12 protein-coding genes are annotated in these 18,633 nt (G+C 45.2%); 6 read left to right on the top strand and 6 right to left on the bottom strand.

The window, feature by feature from the left end; translation table 11 throughout:
* Positions 1–526 precede the first annotated feature (526 nt).
* From F0229_RS05960 to F0229_RS05970, 3 genes are all read right to left on the bottom strand, one after another.
* Entirely contained in the window at positions 527–3,916 is a 3,390-nt protein-coding gene (locus F0229_RS05960) for a response regulator (protein ID WP_171732450.1), read from the bottom strand.
* Positions 3,917–4,132: 216 nt separating this feature from the next.
* Positions 4,133–5,155, bottom strand: coding sequence for a 16S rRNA (guanine(1207)-N(2))-methyltransferase RsmC (rsmC, locus tag F0229_RS05965; protein WP_017066801.1), 1,023 nt, complete (start codon positions 5,153–5,155; stop codon positions 4,133–4,135).
* A gap of 110 nt (positions 5,156–5,265) precedes the next feature.
* A complete protein-coding gene (locus F0229_RS05970) occupies positions 5,266–6,351 on the bottom strand; it encodes an AI-2E family transporter (protein WP_017059406.1) in 1,086 nt (361 codons plus the stop codon).
* A gap of 76 nt (positions 6,352–6,427) precedes the next feature.
* Between F0229_RS05970 and F0229_RS21955 the strand changes: the two genes are divergently transcribed.
* Entirely contained in the window at positions 6,428–6,553 is a 126-nt protein-coding gene (locus F0229_RS21955) for a hypothetical protein (RefSeq protein ID WP_301338064.1), read from the top strand.
* Between the two features lie 140 nt (positions 6,554–6,693).
* On the opposite strand, the gene hemL is transcribed toward F0229_RS21955, so the two are convergent.
* Positions 6,694–7,989, bottom strand: a complete 1,296-nt coding sequence (gene hemL / locus F0229_RS05975; protein ID WP_010436060.1) for a glutamate-1-semialdehyde 2,1-aminomutase — start codon at positions 7,987–7,989, stop codon at positions 6,694–6,696.
* A 296-nt stretch (positions 7,990–8,285) separates the two neighbouring features.
* Between hemL and erpA the strand changes: the two genes are divergently transcribed.
* The 3 genes from erpA (at position 8,286) to F0229_RS05990 (ending at position 13,126) form a co-directional block, all read left to right on the top strand.
* Positions 8,286–8,627, top strand: coding sequence for an iron-sulfur cluster insertion protein ErpA (erpA, locus tag F0229_RS05980; protein WP_004734539.1), 342 nt, complete (start codon positions 8,286–8,288; stop codon positions 8,625–8,627).
* Between the two features lie 271 nt (positions 8,628–8,898).
* On the top strand, positions 8,899–10,023 hold the full coding sequence (locus F0229_RS05985; protein ID WP_017059405.1) for an efflux RND transporter periplasmic adaptor subunit: 1,125 nt from the start codon (positions 8,899–8,901) through the stop codon (positions 10,021–10,023).
* Positions 10,024–10,033: 10 nt separating this feature from the next.
* Positions 10,034–13,126: an efflux RND transporter permease subunit gene (locus tag F0229_RS05990; RefSeq protein WP_017063268.1), complete on the top strand. Its 3,093-nt coding sequence runs from the start codon at positions 10,034–10,036 to the stop codon at positions 13,124–13,126.
* Positions 13,127–13,210: 84 nt separating this feature from the next.
* Here the strand turns inward: F0229_RS05990 and F0229_RS05995 are convergent, their stop codons facing one another.
* Positions 13,211–14,500 (bottom strand): peptidoglycan DD-metalloendopeptidase family protein, encoded by a 1,290-nt coding sequence (locus F0229_RS05995; RefSeq protein WP_065584911.1) that lies wholly within the window; start codon positions 14,498–14,500, stop codon positions 13,211–13,213.
* A 129-nt stretch (positions 14,501–14,629) separates the two neighbouring features.
* Here F0229_RS05995 and tyrS point away from each other — a divergent pair, with 129 nt between their 5' ends.
* Positions 14,630–15,817, top strand: coding sequence for a tyrosine--tRNA ligase (gene tyrS, locus F0229_RS06000; protein WP_017059402.1), 1,188 nt, complete (start codon positions 14,630–14,632; stop codon positions 15,815–15,817).
* A gap of 382 nt (positions 15,818–16,199) precedes the next feature.
* Complete coding sequence (locus F0229_RS06005) at positions 16,200–17,045, top strand: magnesium transporter (protein WP_102428941.1); 846 nt, start codon at positions 16,200–16,202, stop codon at positions 17,043–17,045.
* Between the two features lie 109 nt (positions 17,046–17,154).
* On the opposite strand, the gene dacB is transcribed toward F0229_RS06005, so the two are convergent.
* Positions 17,155–18,588 carry a serine-type D-Ala-D-Ala carboxypeptidase gene (gene dacB / locus F0229_RS06010; RefSeq protein ID WP_171732451.1) on the bottom strand — a complete coding sequence of 478 codons (1,434 nt, stop codon included), beginning with the start codon at positions 18,586–18,588 and terminating at the stop codon, positions 17,155–17,157.
* Positions 18,589–18,633: the final 45 nt, after the last annotated feature.

Raw genomic sequence — 18,633 nt, forward strand, 5'->3', positions numbered from 1 at the left:
TCGATGAATTAATCAAACTCGTTTCCCGTCAAAAACGTTAAAAACACACAACCCCACGTCATTAACGTCAAAATAGGTTGCTTTGGTGGTTTTTTGTACGCAATTGTTAAAGTGATGTGACTCGCATTTGGTTTTGAGGTTCTTGCAGATTGTAAGTGGCCACTAACTTTAAAGGCTTTTTATTATAATGCCTTACCCTACTTTGGTATAATTGTAGATCTCGGTCACTTGCCAGTTTTACGTTAAATTTCCCTAGAAAATTAAATCTGCCGTTCTGTTGTGACTCGCTTCTCAAACTGCAACAAAGAGTCAGATAACGGTCAGATATGATTGAGAATAGAACGAAAAGTACTGACGGTTACCAGCACGCACTGTGCGTAATTGGCGTGAATTTCCCCTTGTTTAAAGGCGTAAAAAAAGTGCGTTGCAAGCGTTGGGATTCTACTTTTTGTGTTTATGAGGCGTACAAAAAAGCCCACGCTAGGTGGGCTCTATTATTCAAAGTATCGTGATGTTGGTTCAGGGATTAACTGGTCAGTAGTTTCTGAAGTTTATCTCTTAGCATCTCAATATGGGTTCTTTCTGGCGTCTGTTCTTTACAGTGTTCCAGTATGAATTCGATTGAGCTCAGTACCGTTCGCCAGCGAGGGGTTTTCGGTAGGGTTTCTACGCGTAGGTATTTGTCTAGCGTTCGAGTTTGCAGCGTACTGCGGTCTAAGTAGACGCGCCACAAGCCACTCTTTTCGGCGAAAGCGAACTTGGTTTCACCAGTCACCGATTCCCAGTAGATGATGGCATTCGTCATCGCATCGACCAGTACCTCGCGCATTAACTCTTGCTTGTTTTTACCTTCACCGGTTGCCTTGTCAGCAAGACGAGTAAATTCTCCGCCAAGCTCCTTCAACTGTTGCAACTTATCTTTGTCGCCTTCAAAGGCATAACTAGAGAGAGCTTCAACCGCCGTTTCAAGGTTATTGATTCGGTTTGAGTTAACACCACCACCTACATTGAAGATATACATGGTGTCGAGCCCTGAGCCTTCAGGCAGCTTAAGGATGTCACTTGGTATGCGCTGACGTGTATCGTCTATATAGATATCAATATCACCGCAGTAGTGGGCTTGTTCTACCTTAAGGTATTTAGGCGCAATGATCTCGTCGGCCATTGAGCGTTTGAGTTGCTCCTGTCCGCGTCTGAATAGCTTCGCTGCGGCTTCGTTAGCAAAACGAATGCGTTGGTCATCGCGAATACAGATGATGGCTTCAGGTGCCGATTCTAGCTGCTCCAATAAGCGGCCTTGAGTTTCTAGCAAGTTAGCTTCAACCATCGCTCTATGTTTGAGTTCGAGTTGCAGTTGATCGTTTTCAAGGCGTCTCTGTTCGGCTTTGCTTGCTGATAGATGTGCTGTAATTCGAGCCGCCAGTTCTTGTTTGTTGAACGGTTTAGACAAGTAGTCATTGGCACCCGCTTCGAAACCTCGAACACGGTCTTCTGCTTGGTTGAGTGCCGTTAGCATGATGATTGGCAACTGAGCATGATCGTATTGCTTTCTCAGTGCTTCACAAACCTGATAGCCGCTCATTCCTGGCATCATGATGTCGAGCAGAAGCAGCTCTGGCTTCTCTTTCTCAATCAGTTCAATGGTTTCAGGGCCATCACATGCAGTACGTACTCGATAACCTTCTAACTTCAAGAAGCTGTCTAATACTCGCAGGTTAACCGGCTCATCATCGGCGATAACCAATAACGGGCCATCTGGGTTTTCACTGATAACACTGTTTTCTTGTTGGCTGTTATCAATTAAATCAGGCGCTTGGAAGTGAGAGTAGTGACCTGATTCGTTGTAACTGTCCAGCTCACCTTGAGTCGCTAGGGGCAGGGTAAAGCTAAACGTAGTGCCAAGCATTGGTTGGCTACTTACGTACAGTGAACCGCCCATTAGCTCGATCAACTGACGGCTGATCGATAGTCCAAGCCCTGCACCTTGGCGGTAGTTACTCGCATCTTGGCCTGCTTGAATCAATGGCTCAAAGATGTGCTCAAGGTACTCGGCCGGTATACCTTGGCCAGTATCGACAACTTGTACACGAATGTTGTCATCGATAACGCTGGCAGAGATAACAATTTTACCTTCTGAGGTGTACTTGATGGCATTGCCGACCAAGTTATACATCACTTGCTCAAGTCGTTGAGGATCCGATGAAACCAGACCTAAATCACTTGGGACTTGGTTAATAATACGGATTGGCTTATTGCCCAATAGGTGATGAGACAACTCTAGGACCAAGCTGGTGGCTGCCGACAAATCAACGGCTGATTTCTTAATATCTAAGCTGCCATAGCGCATCTTGTGATAATCAAGCAGATCATCAACCAAGGTCGCCAATCTCTGACCGCTATTGATGATGATATCCAACTGATATTTCTGATTAGCAGGAATAGGGCCGTTAGCTCCAGATATCAACGCTTCAGCGATACCCACCATGCCATGCAGTGGTGTTCTCAATTCATGTGAAGTAGTCGCTAAGAACTCATCTTTGAGTTTATTTGCCAGTTGTAACTCTTCGTTTTGCTTTTGAATGGTCTTAAGGTTGTCCTCAAGCTCATCGTTTTGGCTTTTGATGAGCTGCATTTTTTCACGAATAGATCGCTGCATTCTTTCGAAGCTCACCGCGAGTCGGCCTACCTCATCTTTGCGCTCGGTATTGATCATGGTTTCATCGAGATCACCCGCCGATACTTTTTCGGCAGCCCACGTCAGTTTAAGCAGTGGGGATGTGATGAAGTTAGACAGATAGTGCGATGCAACGACTACCAGAATGATCGCCGTTAGCATCACGATCACGAAGATCTTTTCTAACTGATGAATACGGGCAAACGCCTCTTTCTCTGGCAGCTCTACGACAAGAGCCCATGTTGCGTATTTCAGCTCAATTGGCGTATATGCCGCGATGATCGCTTGATCTAGGGTGTTGTCGAAGGTGCCAACCGCTGTTTCGCCAGCCAATGCTTTATCGACAACATCTAGGCTCAAGTTGATAGATTCTTGTGAATGAGCAAGGCTACGCGGCAGGTGATCATCACCTACAAGCAGCGTTTGAATATTCGAACTCTTGTTGAGATCCGCAATCAACTTAGTAATGCCGTTGATTGGTAGCCTAAACATCGCGTAACTGTGTAGGTAGCCTTGTTGAACGATAGGTGCGCCTAGCCATGCGGTCTGTTTGCCATTCTCGTCTTTAAAGTCAGAAACGATAACCGGCGTGTAATCTTCGTTAGATTTGCGTCGGTCGGTTACGTCTTTGGCTAGTCGTTGAAAGGTAATACCTAGGTTGGAGTCCTTGTATTTTCCTGTCAGCAGATTGGTGCCGTAATCGTCATTTTTAAAGACGGAATAAGCGACGTTACCGTTGATATCAACTAAGAGAATATCGTCAAAATCAGAGCGTTTAAGCAGTTCTAGGTAAGCATTATGGTAGCGCTTGTGGAGCAGGCGATAACGCTCGCTGCCAATAAAGCTGCTGGATTCAGGGAGGATCGACGTTTTGATTTGATCGCCAGAGCCTTGAATATAGCGCTGCTGTGCATTACTGCGTGCCTCGTCAATATCTAACCCCAATCGTTGAAATGCATTGATCAAACCATAAAATCGCCCGCCACTGGCATTGGCCAATTCTGAGCGAACAAAGCCCATCACTTGGGATTCTTGAGCTTGTAGGTAATCGACAATTTGCTGCTGCTTAGTATCACGAACCGAAACAAGGTGTGAGGTGCTTTGTTCCTGGAGATCCTGACTGTGCGATTGGAGGAAAAATATCGCGATAAGTGTCACAGGGGTAATACTGAGGACAAGAAATGCCAGCATTAGGGTATTTTGAAGGCGCTTAAACTTCTGCTTACGATAGAATCTAAACATAAATTGGGTACTACTTTCCTTTGATGTACTGCTAAAAGGGGCGAAAACAAGTACAGAGAATAGAATTAACGGGTTCCAATTTAACGAAATTAACGAGTTTTTTTACTTTGACAAGTAAGTGGTATTTAAAGCGTGTGCAAAAGCTCATTTTTATAGAGTTTTGACAAAAATATGAACAGGCAGCGCAGATAATGACCCTGCGCTGTGCTAGAGAGGTTATTTGTTTGCGTGATAGATCGCGAATTTAGTGGTCTTATTTAGAGTCGCGCATTTTCCAAACGCTTGTTCAATAATTGGAATGTATTTTAAGAAACTATTCGCAACAATAATCATCTCACCAGAACGCTTCAAATGCTTAGGAGCCTGAGAAAGTAAGGTCTCAGTCGCGCTGTAGCTAGTGTCTAAACCTGAATGGAATGGTGGGTTACTGATGATGAACTGATAGTCTTCTGCAGTATCAGAATAGACATCGGATGCGAAGACTTTACCCGTTAAACCATTCGCTTCTAGCGTTGCTTGGCTTGATGCCACGGCAAATGCACTGATGTCGCACATTTCTAGCTCGATATCTGGGTTACGAGATGCCATCACCGCGCCCAATACGCCTGCACCACAGCCAAAATCCAGTACCTTGCCTTTTAGTTTTGGCAGAGTATCCAACAGAAGTTGGCTACCGACATCGAATTGACCGTGACTGAAGACGCCAGGAAGGCTTTTTACCGTAAGTGATTGCTCACCAATGTTAACCGTGTAGGTCTTAAACCAGTCTTGCAGGTTGAACGCTTGTGGTTGCTCGAAGCATTGACCCCAGTAGAAAGAGCAACGACGCGCTGAATCGTATTTAACAACTTTGCCGTAAGGAGCAAACATCTTCTCGATGCTTTTCACGCCTGAACGGTTTTCACCAACCACGACGATCTCGGTATCTTTGCCTAGCTTGGCAAATAGCATCGCCAACAAAAATTCCGCTTCCGCTTTGGCTTTTGGCCAGTACAACATCACTAAGTCGGCTTTAGTCTCTTCGGTAAACTCCGCACCATAAAAACGTTGGATGGTGTTGTAGCCTTCTAATTGACGGTAGTAGCTGTAATTAGAAGTAAACACAGAGACAGATTCACAATGCTTCGCTAACTCAACAGGGAACAAGTCTTCTGCCTCACCGGCAACTAAAACATGTTTGCCTTCAAAGTAGGCGAGTTGGCGTTGAGCAATCTGGCTTGGTGCAATATAAGCTGACATAGGACACTCTGTTGAATCGTTAGCAAAAAATGAGGGCGGATTTTCGCATAATCCGCCCAAAGCTTGAAGTGTTTAATACGGGTTCGCCAATCAAGTTGACGTCAAGTTCGTTAACTCTTGTCTTGCTGGTTTAAAAAGTCCTTAAACTCTTCATCGTAGATGTTGAATAGGACAATGGTAATCGCAAAAATCAATGGTCCGTAGATAAGACCAATTAGGCCAAACAGTTGAATACCACCCAATAGTGAGAAGAAGATCATCAGGGTATTCATGCCTGCACTGCCTTGCATTAGCAGCGGACGCAGAAGGTTATCAATTGAACCAACAATCGCTACACAGTAAACCGTTAGGAAAATCGCCCACGTGGTATCACCAGTTAGGAACAAGTAGGTTGCTGCTGGAATCCAGATTAATGCGGTACCCACAACTGGGATGAAAGAGGCAAAGCCCATCATAGTACCCCAAAATAGACCTGGGAAACCGGCAATCCACATACCTAAACCGCCGGCAAAACCTTGCGCTATTGCGGTTAAGAATGAGCCCATTACTGCTGATTTAGATACTTGTTCTATCTCTGTTAGAAGTTTGTCTTCTTGGCTACGAGACAGCGGCAGAATATGACGAACCACACTGATGATTTTGTCATGATCTCTTAATAAGAAGAACAAAACGAACAGCATCAAGAAGAAATCCATCAAGAAATTGGTTGCGTCACCTAAGATTTTGGCACTGATACCAACTAGCTTAGAACCAAAGCTGGTCGCAAACTCACCGACTTTTTGTGCGATGGCTTGGGGCTCAATGTTGTCGAAAGGCAGGTAGTTATTCACAAATGACAGCGCTTTGACCACTAACGGATGAGCAAACAGAGTCTGAATGCCACCGTGGGTCACCCATTGGTAAGTATTCTGAGAGAACAGAGAACCTTGCTGAACAATTGCTGCGAATACTGCCAATAAAGGGATAACAATAATGAAGGTCAGTATGATACAAGACAGCAGAGAGACGATGTTTTCTTTATTCGGGAGCTTTTTTTCAAGCCACTCATGGATTGGGAACATCAATAGTGAAATGATAAAGGCCATCACGATAGAGTTAACGTATGGCTCGATAAGCAAGTAACAAGCATAAGCCGCCGCGAGTAGGGCAATGATGATCACCCAGTGGCTGGAATTGATTTTGAGTTTTTCTGACACGGTAATGGTCTCTATATTTGCGTTCTGAGTTTATAATGGCTGCAAAACAGAGAGTTAGCAATGAGGAGTTTTGATAATGGGATGCTGTAATAAAGATAAGAAATGCCAAGACGAAGAACAGCAAACAAAAAAAGAGATCCCTTGGTTCAGAGTGTTCCTTGGTACCTTGATGTTGTTGGTTTTCCTTTTCTGGGAACGTTAATGCTTTTGGTTCAGCTTTAGCCTTAGTCGACGGCTAAATAAGCTGTCATATTTGTGGCTGGTGAGCGCGATATATAAAAAAGGGCTGCATTTAATGCAGCCCTAAATTCAATCGGTTAGCGACTTATAAAGTGCTTTCGATTATTTGCTTTCAGCAGCAATGATCGCAAGAGAGCGGTCAGCAGCTTCTAGTGTTGCATCAAGTTCTTTTGAACCATGAGCAAGAGAAGTAAAGCTTGCTTCGAATGCTGAAGGTGCAAGGTAAACACCGTGATCTAACATTAGGTGGAAGAAGCGCTTGAAGCGTTCTACATCACACTTAGTTACATCTTCGTAGCACGTCACAGTTTCTTGGTCAGTGAAGAAGAAACCAAACATACCGCCAACTTGATGAACTAGCATCGGGATGCCGTGCTTGTCAGCAAGTTGCTTGAAGCCTTTTGCCAACTGCTTAGTTTTTGAAGCTAGACGCTTTTCGTTGCCTTCTTCTCGTAGAAGGTTCAAACATGCGTAGCCAGCAGCCATTGCAACAGGGTTACCTGAAAGCGTACCCGCTTGGTAAACAGGGCCAGTTGGTGCGATGTATTGCATCACGTCTTTACGACCACCGAAAGCACCGACAGGCATGCCGCCGCCAATCACTTTACCAAGACACGTTAGGTCTGGCTTGATGTTGTAGTAAGCCTGAGCACAACCTTCAGCAACGCGGAAACCTGTCATTACTTCATCAAAGATTAGCAATGCACCTTCTTGATCACAGATTTCACGTAGACCTTCGTGGAAGCCTTCTACAGGAGGGATACAGTTCATGTTACCCGCTACTGGCTCAACGATGATACAAGCGATCTCGCCTTTGTTTGCTGCGAAGATTTCACGTACTGAATCTAGATTGTTGAAGGTTGCTGTTAGCGTTAGTTTCGCAAAATCAGCCGGTACGCCTGGAGAGCTTGGTTGACCTAAAGTCAGTGCGCCAGAACCAGCTTTTACAAGTAGGCTGTCTGCGTGGCCGTGGTAGCAGCCTTCAAACTTAAGAATTTTGTCACGACCAGTGAAGCCACGAGCTAGACGAATCGCGCTCATTGTTGCTTCTGTACCTGAGCTCACCATACGTAGCTGTTCCATTGATGGAACCATCTCAGATACAAGTTCAGCCATTTTGATTTCAGTTTCGGTTGGAGCACCGAAGCTAAGGCCGCGTTGAGCTGCTGCAATCACAGCATCACGAATAACAGCGTGGTTGTGACCAAGGATCATTGGCCCCCAAGAGCCAACGTAATCGATATACGCTTTACCATCAGCATCAAAAATAAGTGGGCCATCAGCGCGTTCAACGAAGATTGGAGAACCACCTACGCCATTGAATGCACGAACTGGAGAGTTTACGCCACCAGGAATAGTTTGCTGTGCTTTTTCGTACAGCTCTGCTGATTTGGTCATTGATATATCCTCTTTTGACTGTCGGACCAATTGGCACGCATTGTACCTATCCCTAATCCAACTAGGAATGCTTTCGCCCAGATAATCACCCGAATCTGGTTGTTTTGTGTGGTTACACGTTTTAATTGTTAGATATTGGTGAGTTTACAGCAGTAAAAGGACCGATCCTGTGGTGAATACTTGAACGTTTCAGTCAGGTATTAGATAATCACCGGAATATAAGAAAATACTCAACAACTATGGTCTCGAATTAGATTTGTATCATGTTGTTTTTGACACAGGTAAGAGAGGTTGTCGTGAGCGAAGTAAATATCCCATTGTCTTTTTCTGATGCAGCAGCTACCCGCGTACAAACGCTAATTGCTGAAGAAGAAAACCCAGAACTAAAACTGCGTGTATACATTACAGGTGGTGGTTGTAGCGGTTTCCAATACGGCTTCACATTTGATGAAAAAGTAAATGATGGCGACACTACAATTGTAAACAGCGGTGTAACGCTGGTTGTTGATCCAATGAGCCTACAATACCTAATGGGCGGCATGGTTGATTACACTGAAGGCCTAGAAGGCGCACGCTTCTTTGTGAACAACCCGAACGCTACAACAACATGTGGTTGTGGCGCATCATTCAGCGTATAGCATGAGTTGAAAATAGCTTGAGCTCAAAGCTGTATTAGATACATTTCAAACGCCGAACTTATGTTCGGCGTTTTTGTTTTTACTTAGTAACTTATTACTTTTCAAAGCATTCCTCTCATTTTTAGTACACGGCATATTTTTTAAACTGTCGATAGCGTCCAACTTCGTTGAGGATTGGTCTGTTAAGGTTACCTTTGTGCATAAGGAAGTTGCACATCACGCTATTAAGCCAACTAGCGCGCCTGAATGACATCGGACAAAAGGATTTGTTATGCCCACTCTATTTTCTAACTCACCACTTTTTCAGAAATTGAAGCAGCCGTGGCTGGTTTCTCTGACTCTAGTCGTGTTGTTGTCGATCTGGCTTGGTTTAGGCGTAGGGCAAGCAGAAGAGTCGCCTGAGAAAAAAGCAACAGAAATTCCGCTGGCTAAGGTTTCCTTTCAAACCTTCACCTCATCACCGACCTTTAAAACGATTGATCTCTATGGAAGAACGGCGCCCGATAGGCATGCTCGTCTAGGTGCAGAAGTCGCGGGTAAGATTGTCAGATTGAATGTTGTTAAGGGGGGGATGGTTAAAGCAGGACAAGCCATTGCCCAGATAGATAAGGGTGATTTAGAGATTCAACTAGAGCGAGCATCTGCATTATATCGCTTGAAGCAGAAAGAGTTCAAAGCGGCGCAGTCACTGAAGAAAAGAGGACTGCAAGGTGAAATCGCCTACACCACAGCTGAGGCTTCATTAACAGAAGCAAAAGCCATGATGCGCAATGCGGAATTGGCTTTAAAGAATACTGTCATTACTTCGCCTTTTTCGGGTGTGGTTCAAGATTTGATGGTGGAGCTCGGTGATTTCGTTAGTGTTGGCGATCCTGTTGCTGGCGTGATTGACCTCGATCCTTTGGTTATTGAGGCGGATGTCAGTGAGCGTCATATCCAACATTTGCTAGTCAATCAATCTGCTTTGGTTCGTTTGTTAGGGCGAGAAGAAGCGGAAGGCCGTTTACGCTATGTTTCTCGTATCTCTTCTGTTGCTACTAATACCTTCCCAATCGAGATAGAAATCGATAACTCTAAAGGCCTATTACCAGCAGGTGTCAGTGCCGAAGTTAAACTCAACCTAGAAACAAGAGATGCAATAAAGATAACACCGGCGATGCTAGCATTGGATGAGGCGGGTAACCTAGGGGTCAAAACCTTGGTTTCAGTCGATGACTCACCAACGGTGAAGTTTGTAGGCATTCAGCTAGTAAAGGCCGAACAAGATGGAGTTTGGCTCACAGGACTTGGACAACGCGTCGATATCATCACAGTAGGCCAAGGGTTTGTGCGTGATGGTGATTCGGTGATTGCTGTTGAGCAAGTCGCTGAACTCTCTAACGTAACCGCAGAGTAGGAGATAACCGATGTATTCAATTATTGATGCAGCCTTGTCTCGTGCTCGAACAATGCTCTCCCTTTTAGCGTTAATCCTTGTAGCCGGTGTCGTCACCTATATCACGATACCTAAGGAATCGAGCCCAGACATTACCATCCCAATTATCTATGTTTCGGTCGGGCACCAAGGGATCTCGCCAACGGATGCAGAACGTTTATTGGTTCGACCTATTGAGCAAGAGCTGAGGTCGATTGAAGGCGTAAAAGAGATGACAGCAACCGCAGCAGAAGGGCATGCCTCTGTTGTGTTGGAGTTTAATGTTGGCGTCGATCTCACCAAAGCAATGGCCGATGTGCGTGACGCGGTTGATCTGGCTAAACCAAAACTACCAGAAGACAGTGACGAACCAACCGTAAATGAGGTGACGCTGGCTTCTGAGCAACCTGTTTTGTCTGTTGTGCTATTCGGTACCGTTCCTGAGCGCACCATAGTGCAAATTGCCCGAGAGCTTGGAGACAAATTAGAAAGCTATCGCCAAATCCTTGAAGTCGATATTGCGGGCGATCGCGCTGACATCGTCGAGATCATTGTCGATCCGTTATTGATGGAGAGCTACAGCTTAGATCAAGCGGATATCTATAATCTGATCGCTCTGAACAATCGAGTGGTGGCCGCAGGTTTTGTTGATACTGGCTACGGACGTTTTTCTGTCAAAGTCCCTTCGGTATTTAACTCCTTAAAAGACGTGCTTGAGTTGCCTATTAAAGTGGATGGCAAGCAGGTGGTCACTTTTGGCGATGTCGCTACGGTTCGTCGAGCGTTTCGAGATCCTGAAAGTTTTGCTCGTTTAGATGGCAAATCTGCGGTGGTGTTGGATATCAAGAAGCGTGCAGGTGAGAACATCATCGAAACCGTTGAGCTAGTCAAAGCGGTAATGGCTGGTGCTCAGCAGCAAGCGGAATGGCCAAATAACCTGTTGGTCAAATACACCTGGGATGAATCTAAAGATGTGAAGATCATGCTTAATGATCTGCAAAACAATATCTTATCTGCCATTATTCTGGTGGTGATCGTTATCATCGCGATTCTTGGTGTGCGTACCGCTTTGTTAGTGGGTATTTCCATTCCAGGCTCATTCCTAACCGGGTTATTGGTTCTTTCGGTGTTTGGCTTAACCGTCAACATCGTAGTGCTGTTCTCTCTGATTATGGCGGTGGGGATGCTAGTAGACGGTGCGATTGTGGTGACCGAATTTGCAGACAGGCGAATGCAAGAGGGTGAAGGGCGCAAAGCCGCTTACCGAGATGCAGCGAAACGGATGGCGTGGCCGATAACCGCATCGACTGCCACAACCTTAGCCGCATTTGCTCCGTTACTGTTTTGGCCTGATGTGACGGGCGAATTTATGAAGTTCTTACCACTAACTCTGATCGCGACTTTAACTGCATCATTGATCATGGCGTTGTTGTTTGTGCCCGTGCTGGGCGGTTTGATTGGCAAACCTCAATACGTATCGTCTAAAAGCCAAGCTCGAATGGTCGCACTGCATAATGGTGACTTTTCACAGGCTACTGGTTTAACCAAGGCTTACTACCACACGCTTTCTTTAGCGATTAAACACCCCTTTAAGATTTTGTTCAGTGCGGCACTGCTCGCGGTTGCAGTTGGTTTTACTTATTCAAAAGCGGGTCTAGGTGCAGAGTTCTTCCCAGAAGTTGATCCGCCATTCTTTAATGTCAAAGTTCGCTCGCATGGGGATCTGTCTATCCAAGAAAAGGATGACATCATGCGTGATATTGAACTGATGATGCTCAATCATGATGAGTTCGATACCGTTTACACGCGTACTGGTGGTGACGACCAGATTGGTTTGATCTCAATTACGCCTGTTGACTGGCAATACCGTCGCAGCGTTAAGGCGATTATTGATGAGTTGAAGGTACAAACCGATCAATACGCTGGTGTTGAGATTGAATATAAGTTCCCTGATGCTGGGCCTCCGGTTGAAAATGACTTAGTGATTGAGCTGTCGGCAAGAACTCCAGAGCAGCTCAATCAGGCTGCAAAAATTGTGAGAGGTTGGGCTGATGGAAATAAAGCACTGACCAATATCAGCGATACTGCGAGTAAAGATGGCATCGATTGGAAGGTGGATATTCGCCGCGACGATGCTGCGCGCTTTGCAGCTGATGCGACCTTAGTGGGTAATACCGTTCAATTCGTGACTAATGGTCTCAAGATTGGTGATTATCTGCCCGATGACTCTTCAGAAGAGGTCGATATCTTGGTGCGCTACCCTAATGATAAGCGTGATATCGGGCGCTTCGACCAGCTTAGGGTGAAAACGCCAGCAGGTTTAGTACCTATTACTAATTTCGCTCAGATCGTTCCCGACCATAAGCAAGACACCATTAAACGCCTTGATGGCAAGCGTGTGGTGAACATCATGGCGGATATGGAAGAAGGGTATAACCTTGCTCTCGAACTACCAAAGATCGAACAAGCATTGAGTGAGCTAGGGCTGCCGAGTAGCGTGGAATTTCGCATCCGTGGTCAAAACGAAGAACAAGAAAACTCGTCAGCCTTTTTACAAAGTGCTTTCTTGGTTGCTTTGGCGGTAATGGCTTTGATTCTGATTACTCAGTTCAATAGCTTCTATCAAGCGTTTTTGATTCTGAGTGCTGTATTGTTTTCGACCGTTGGCGTGTTCGTTGGCTTACTGATCTTCCAACGTCCGTTTGGCATTGTGATGTCGGGAATTGGGGTAATAGCGCTCGCCGGCATAGTCGTGAACAACAACATCGTGTTGATTGATACTTATAATCAGCTCATCAAAAGAGGCTTGGACAAGCGAGATGCGATTCTAAGAACCGGTGTTCAGCGTTTAAGGCCAGTAATGCTCACGACGGTTACGACTATCTTAGGTTTAATGCCGATGGTGTTAGAGATGAACATCGACCTGATTAATCAAAAGATAGAGTTTGGCGCGCCAAGTACACAATGGTGGTCACAGCTTGCGACCGCTATTGCTGGTGGTTTGGCGTTTGCCACGGTGCTGACTTTAGTATTAACCCCTTGTTTATTAATGCTTGGACGGAACAACAAACCTGAAAAACAGTAGCTAGTTGTGGTATGTGAGCATAAAAAAGAGCGCCTTGATGGGCGCTCTTTGCATTTTTCTATTTTGCAGTGAAGCTACAAACGCCTAGTTAGTCGCTAGTAACTGACCGTATCGCTCAAGGTTTCTTAATCGAATCTCTGAGTTGGCAATAAAGGTTGCTTTTGCTTTACCAGTTAACGACTTGGATTGAGGCAATTTCACGGTACGCGCATTTTTATGTACGCCATTAACCAAGAATTCATAATGTAAGTGCGGGCCAGTCACACGGCCTGTACCGCCCAAAGTACCAATGGTTTGGCCTTGTTTTACGCGCTGACCGGTTTTCACCATACGTCGCTTCATGTGCAGGTACTTGGTGATGTAGGTGTTGCTGTGGCGGATGAACACGTAGTTACCATTGAATTGGTTGTAACCTGACTTCTGAACAATACCGTCACCGGCTGCCCAGATAGGCGTGCCAACAGGGGCTGCGTAGTCAGTACCGCGGTGAGCTCGAATCTTACCGGTTACTGGGTGTCTCCTGGTAGGGTTAAAGTTCGATGTTACGCGACGAAAATCAATTGGTGAGCGCAAGAACGCCTTCTTCATCGCACGACCATTTTCATCGAAGTAGTTGCCGCTTTTATCATCCAATACCGCGGTAAATGAATCGCCTTGGTTTTTGAATACGGCTGCCATGATCTTACCGCGACCAACTACTTCACCTTCAACCACTTTCTCTTGGTATAAGATTTTGAAGCTGTCGTTCTTACGAATATCTAACGCAAAGTCGATATCCCAACCGAAGATGCCGGCCAGTTCCATAATTTGGTTTGCGGTTAAACCTGCGCTGACGCCAGCGTTCCAGAAGTTAGAGGTGATGTTGGCTTCGGCATAATTGTATTGGTATACCACTTCTTTTTTGTCGAAACTTGATGAGAAAGAATCGCCAGATTTAGTGATCTTGAAGCTTTCAAACGCACTAAGTTGTCGTTTTAACTGAATAAGGTCGTTGTTTTCATCAAAGCCGAACTGCAAGACATCACCAGGTCTTAGGTTAGACAGCTGCTTCTTAATATCATTATTGGTATTGAGTAGCGTGATCAGCAGACGGTATGAGAGGCCAATACGTTCAAATAAAACAGAGGTGCTTTCGCCAGAGCGAACGGTGTATTTCTCCCAATTGAGCACTGCCGTCGGTGGAGCGTCACTTGAGCTAATAAGTGCAGAGGCATTGATAGTCAGTGGGTAATGTTTTCCCACAACTAAAGCGCCCGAATCGTCACGCAAACTGTTGACGTCGGGGAGTAAGAAAATCGCGACGAAAATTATGGCACTAAAAAATGCGATAAAAGCCCGGTGCAAAATAGGAAGGCGTGCAAAAATAGACAACATGTTCCGGTTCGTTCTGTAAATATTATGAAAATCGACGACGGAATAGTGTAACTGGTTTCAAAATACATCGCTATTCAAGTAAGATGTCTAATTAATGTATTTTTGCCAAATCTGTGGGAGTGAACAAGAATGGCGAGTATTGAAGCTGCACTAGCCGAGATCAAACGTGGCGTAGAAGAACTGATTCCAGAAGACGAACTGATTGCAAAACTAAAAGAAGGTCGTCCTTTACGCATTAAGCTGGGTGCCGATCCAACAGCTCCAGATATCCACCTAGGCCATACGGTTATCTTTAACAAGCTTCGTGCTTTCCAAGAGCTTGGTCATGAAGTGACATTCCTTATCGGTGATTTCACTGCAATGGTTGGTGACCCATCAGGTAAAAACTCAACACGTCCACCGCTAAGCCGCGAAGACGTATTGAAGAATGCTGAAACTTACAAAGAGCAAGTATTCAAGATTCTAGATCCTGCGAAGACGCAAATTCGTTTCAACTCTGAATGGCTATCTGAGCTTGGCGCTGAAGGCATGATTCGTCTTGCTTCTAACCAAACTGTTGCTCGTATGCTTGAGCGTGATGACTTCAAAAAGCGTTACGCTGGTGGTCAACCGATCGCAATCCACGAATTCATGTACCCACTTCTACAAGGTCACGACTCTGTTGCACTAGAGAGCGACGTTGAGCTTGGCGGTACTGACCAGAAGTTTAACCTTCTAATGGGTCGTGAACTGCAAAAAGCAGCAGGTCAAAAACCACAAGCGGTACTAATGATGCCACTACTTGTTGGTCTAGACGGCGTTAAGAAGATGTCTAAGTCTGCGCATAACTACATCGGTATTAGCGAAGCACCAAGCGAGATGTTTGGTAAGATCATGTCTATCTCTGACGATCTAATGTGGAGCTACTACGAGCTGCTGTCTTTCCGTCCTCTTGAAGAAGTTGCGGAACTGAAAGCTGGCGTTGATGCAGGTAAGAACCCGCGTGACGTTAAAGTGCTTCTTGCTAAAGAGATCATCGCTCGTTTCCACAGTGAAGCAGATGCTGAAGCCGCTGAGCAAGAGTTCGTTAACCGTTTTGCTAAGAACCAAGTTCCTGATGAAATGCCGGAGTTTGAATTCGAAGCAGGCCTGCCAATTGCGAACGTTCTAAAAGAAGCGGGTCTTGTAAACTCGACTTCTGATGCGATGCGTATGATCAAGCAAGGCGCTGCTAAGCTTGAAGGCGAGAAGATTGAAGACAGCAAATTCGTGCCTGAAGCAGGTACTGCCGTTTACCAAGTAGGTAAGCGTAAGTTTGCTCGTATTACTATTAAGTAATAATGCACATCAATAATTGAACCAAAGGCATCCACGGATGCCTTTTTTATTGACTTAAAATTGACGAAACTTTGAAACGCCTATTGCTACACTATGCGCGCTGTCAAATTGACAGTAATTCTGGAGATTTTTATGAACAATACCGACCATCCTCCTAGTTTGAATGGAGAAGAATAACCTGTCTCGGTATTGATCTATTGTCCTGCCGTTCAGGTAGGGTATCTTTGTTTTTCCCCCTCATTCTTTTCCACACACTAGATTCTAACAAGTAGACACACCAGTAGCTTTCAGCTCTTGGTGCGCTTAGCTGTACGCTCTTGGTGTATTAGCTATAGGCTATTTGTTTTGATGGTCGTTACCTTTGCCAATCGGGAGATTCGCCATGACGGTAATGAACAACACTTTTTTATCTATTGAAGCTCTGTACTCAGAGCAAGACATCCAAGCTGTATCGAATGCATTTCAACAGTACGGACGTGAACAACAAATTAATCTTTTGAATCGAATGCCGCTCGAAGATGCGGTGCTAGTGCTGGGGCAATGCTCTTTGAGTACGATTCAGACTTTACTTAGTGAGCTAGAAGAGCAGGGCTTTGAGAAGCGCTCTCGACATCTAGCTCACCAACTAGGGCTGATCTACTCTGAGGTAGAACCTCAACAGGGTTACCTTTCGACTGGCGTCATGAGCCACGTCAGGCAGCGTATCGGTTGGATTATTGCGTTAGCACTATTGGGAATCGTCTCAGGGCTTATCATTGCTCAGTATGAAGACATTCTCAGTCAGTTGGTACTTTTGGCAATCTACATGCCGGTAATTGCTGCTGCTGGTGGTAACACCGGAACACAAGCAGCGACTTTGGTGATCCGAGCCTTAGCCACAGGTGAGTTGAAAAAACGCCAATGGGCTAACGTTCTATGGAAAGAGTTTAGAGTTGCTATTTGTTTAGCTTTAGCGATTGCTGTAGTGATGATTGGACGTATTTTGCTCTTTAGTGAAAACCAAGCGACAGGTGGTTATGATATCAACATGATTGCGTTAGCTATTGCGGTAGCGCTGTTTATTCAGGTGACCATATCAACCGTGCTGGGTGGCGGATTGCCGATAGTTGCTAGGCTATTTAAGCTTGATCCAGCGGTGTTAGTGAGCCCAGTGCTTGCTTCCATAGTTGATATCTCAGGAATGTGGATCTACTTCACTGTGGTTAACTCATTCCTCGGTATCGCTTAGCTCCTATAAAAATAGCTAAATACATCTGAGAAACAAAAATGGCGCTGAAGATTTAAGGTCTTCAGCGCCATTTTTATTGTTTGAGTAGAAGTTTACACAGAGCTAAGCATTACTTAGATTTGCTTTGTGTTTGACTGAACTCGACCACATCTTTGTAGAAAGCACGCTCAAACTGGGTGATAGGTGCTTCCACTGGTTTGTCTGGATCTTGTTCTTCAGGGAAGTAATCACGGACAAATTGTACAAACAGAGAGTTTGGTTTTCCCGCTTTATCTAATCCGTATCCCGCCATGTTGTAACTGCCGTATAGAGAACCACTCTTGGCGATAATGTTGCCTTGAATCGGTGCTTTTCTCATGCTCTGACGGTATTTGAGCGTTCCATCAGTGCCAGATGTAGGCATAGCCTCAATCAGGCTGAGCTGTTGATCGTTTTCCCAGATATAACGAAGCACTTGAGCCATGGTCTGTGACCTCATTCGGTTATTTCTGGATAACCCTGAACCATCGACGAGCTGCGCTTTACTGAGGTCAATATTAGCCTTGGTCAGCAGTATCTGTTTTATTGCTTCAGTGCCGTTATTGAAGCTGCCCGGTTGAACATAAAATGTTGCTCCTAGCGTTTTAGTTAGATTATCTGCGATAAGGTTATCTGACTTCTTGAGCATGATATCGAGCAGTTCAGGAAGCTTTTCTGAGTTGTGACTAGCGACTAACGTGGTTTTGTCTGCTTGCGCTTTTTTACCAATAATCACATCACCTTTTACTTCTATTTTCAGTTCTTTGAGAAGCGATGTAACGACTTGATAGGTGTAAAGTTCTGGATTTTGAATCGCGAACTTGAGTGGCAGTGGCTTTTTACGCTCAACCAAGCAACCAGAGAGCTTGTAAGCGTTATCTGGTGTCGTGATGAGCTCCAAGTCGCATTGTGTTGCCTTCTGCCCAGAGCGAGTTACCGTGGCAGCGGTGGTCGTCACGTCTATCGGATAGTGAGCGGGAATATAGACGCGAGTGCTGCCGTTATCTTTTGTATAAATAGAGGCTTGTGCACAGTTGCTGTCTAAGGTCATCGCACTAGAGGGCGCGCTGTAACAAACGCCTAGAATGTCCCAAGGCCAACCCACCGCTCGTTGATAGCCGGTATAAGCCGTGTTATCGAGGTATAAGTTGCCTTTGATGGTTCTGGATTGCGACTTAGCGTACTGAGCTAACAGGCTTTTTAGCTGTTCACGTTGCAGAGTTGGATCTCCGCTAAATGAAATGATTGAATCATTGCCAGAACGAAGAATGCTAGTCGTGTAATGAAAGTCATCTCCCAACTCTAGCTTGGCCGCTAAAGCCGTCACCAGTTTTAACGTGCTGGCTGGTGGATAAAAGTCATTGCTATTGGAATTAAGCTCGCTCGAATCATCACTCAATGATTTGAGTATCAAACTCGTACTACTACCATCGGGCAGTTTACCAAGAGGGACGTATGCGAAAGCGTGAACAGATAAAGCGCTAATGGAAAAACTACATACCAGTAGTGTGGATAGAAGGCGCATAGAAGATTTCTTGGATGGCTGATGTTTTCAGTATACAGATATAAA

This window comes from Vibrio sp. AIC-3, assembly GCF_013114515.1.
Classification (GTDB): Bacteria; Pseudomonadota; Gammaproteobacteria; order Enterobacterales; family Vibrionaceae; genus Vibrio; species Vibrio crassostreae_C.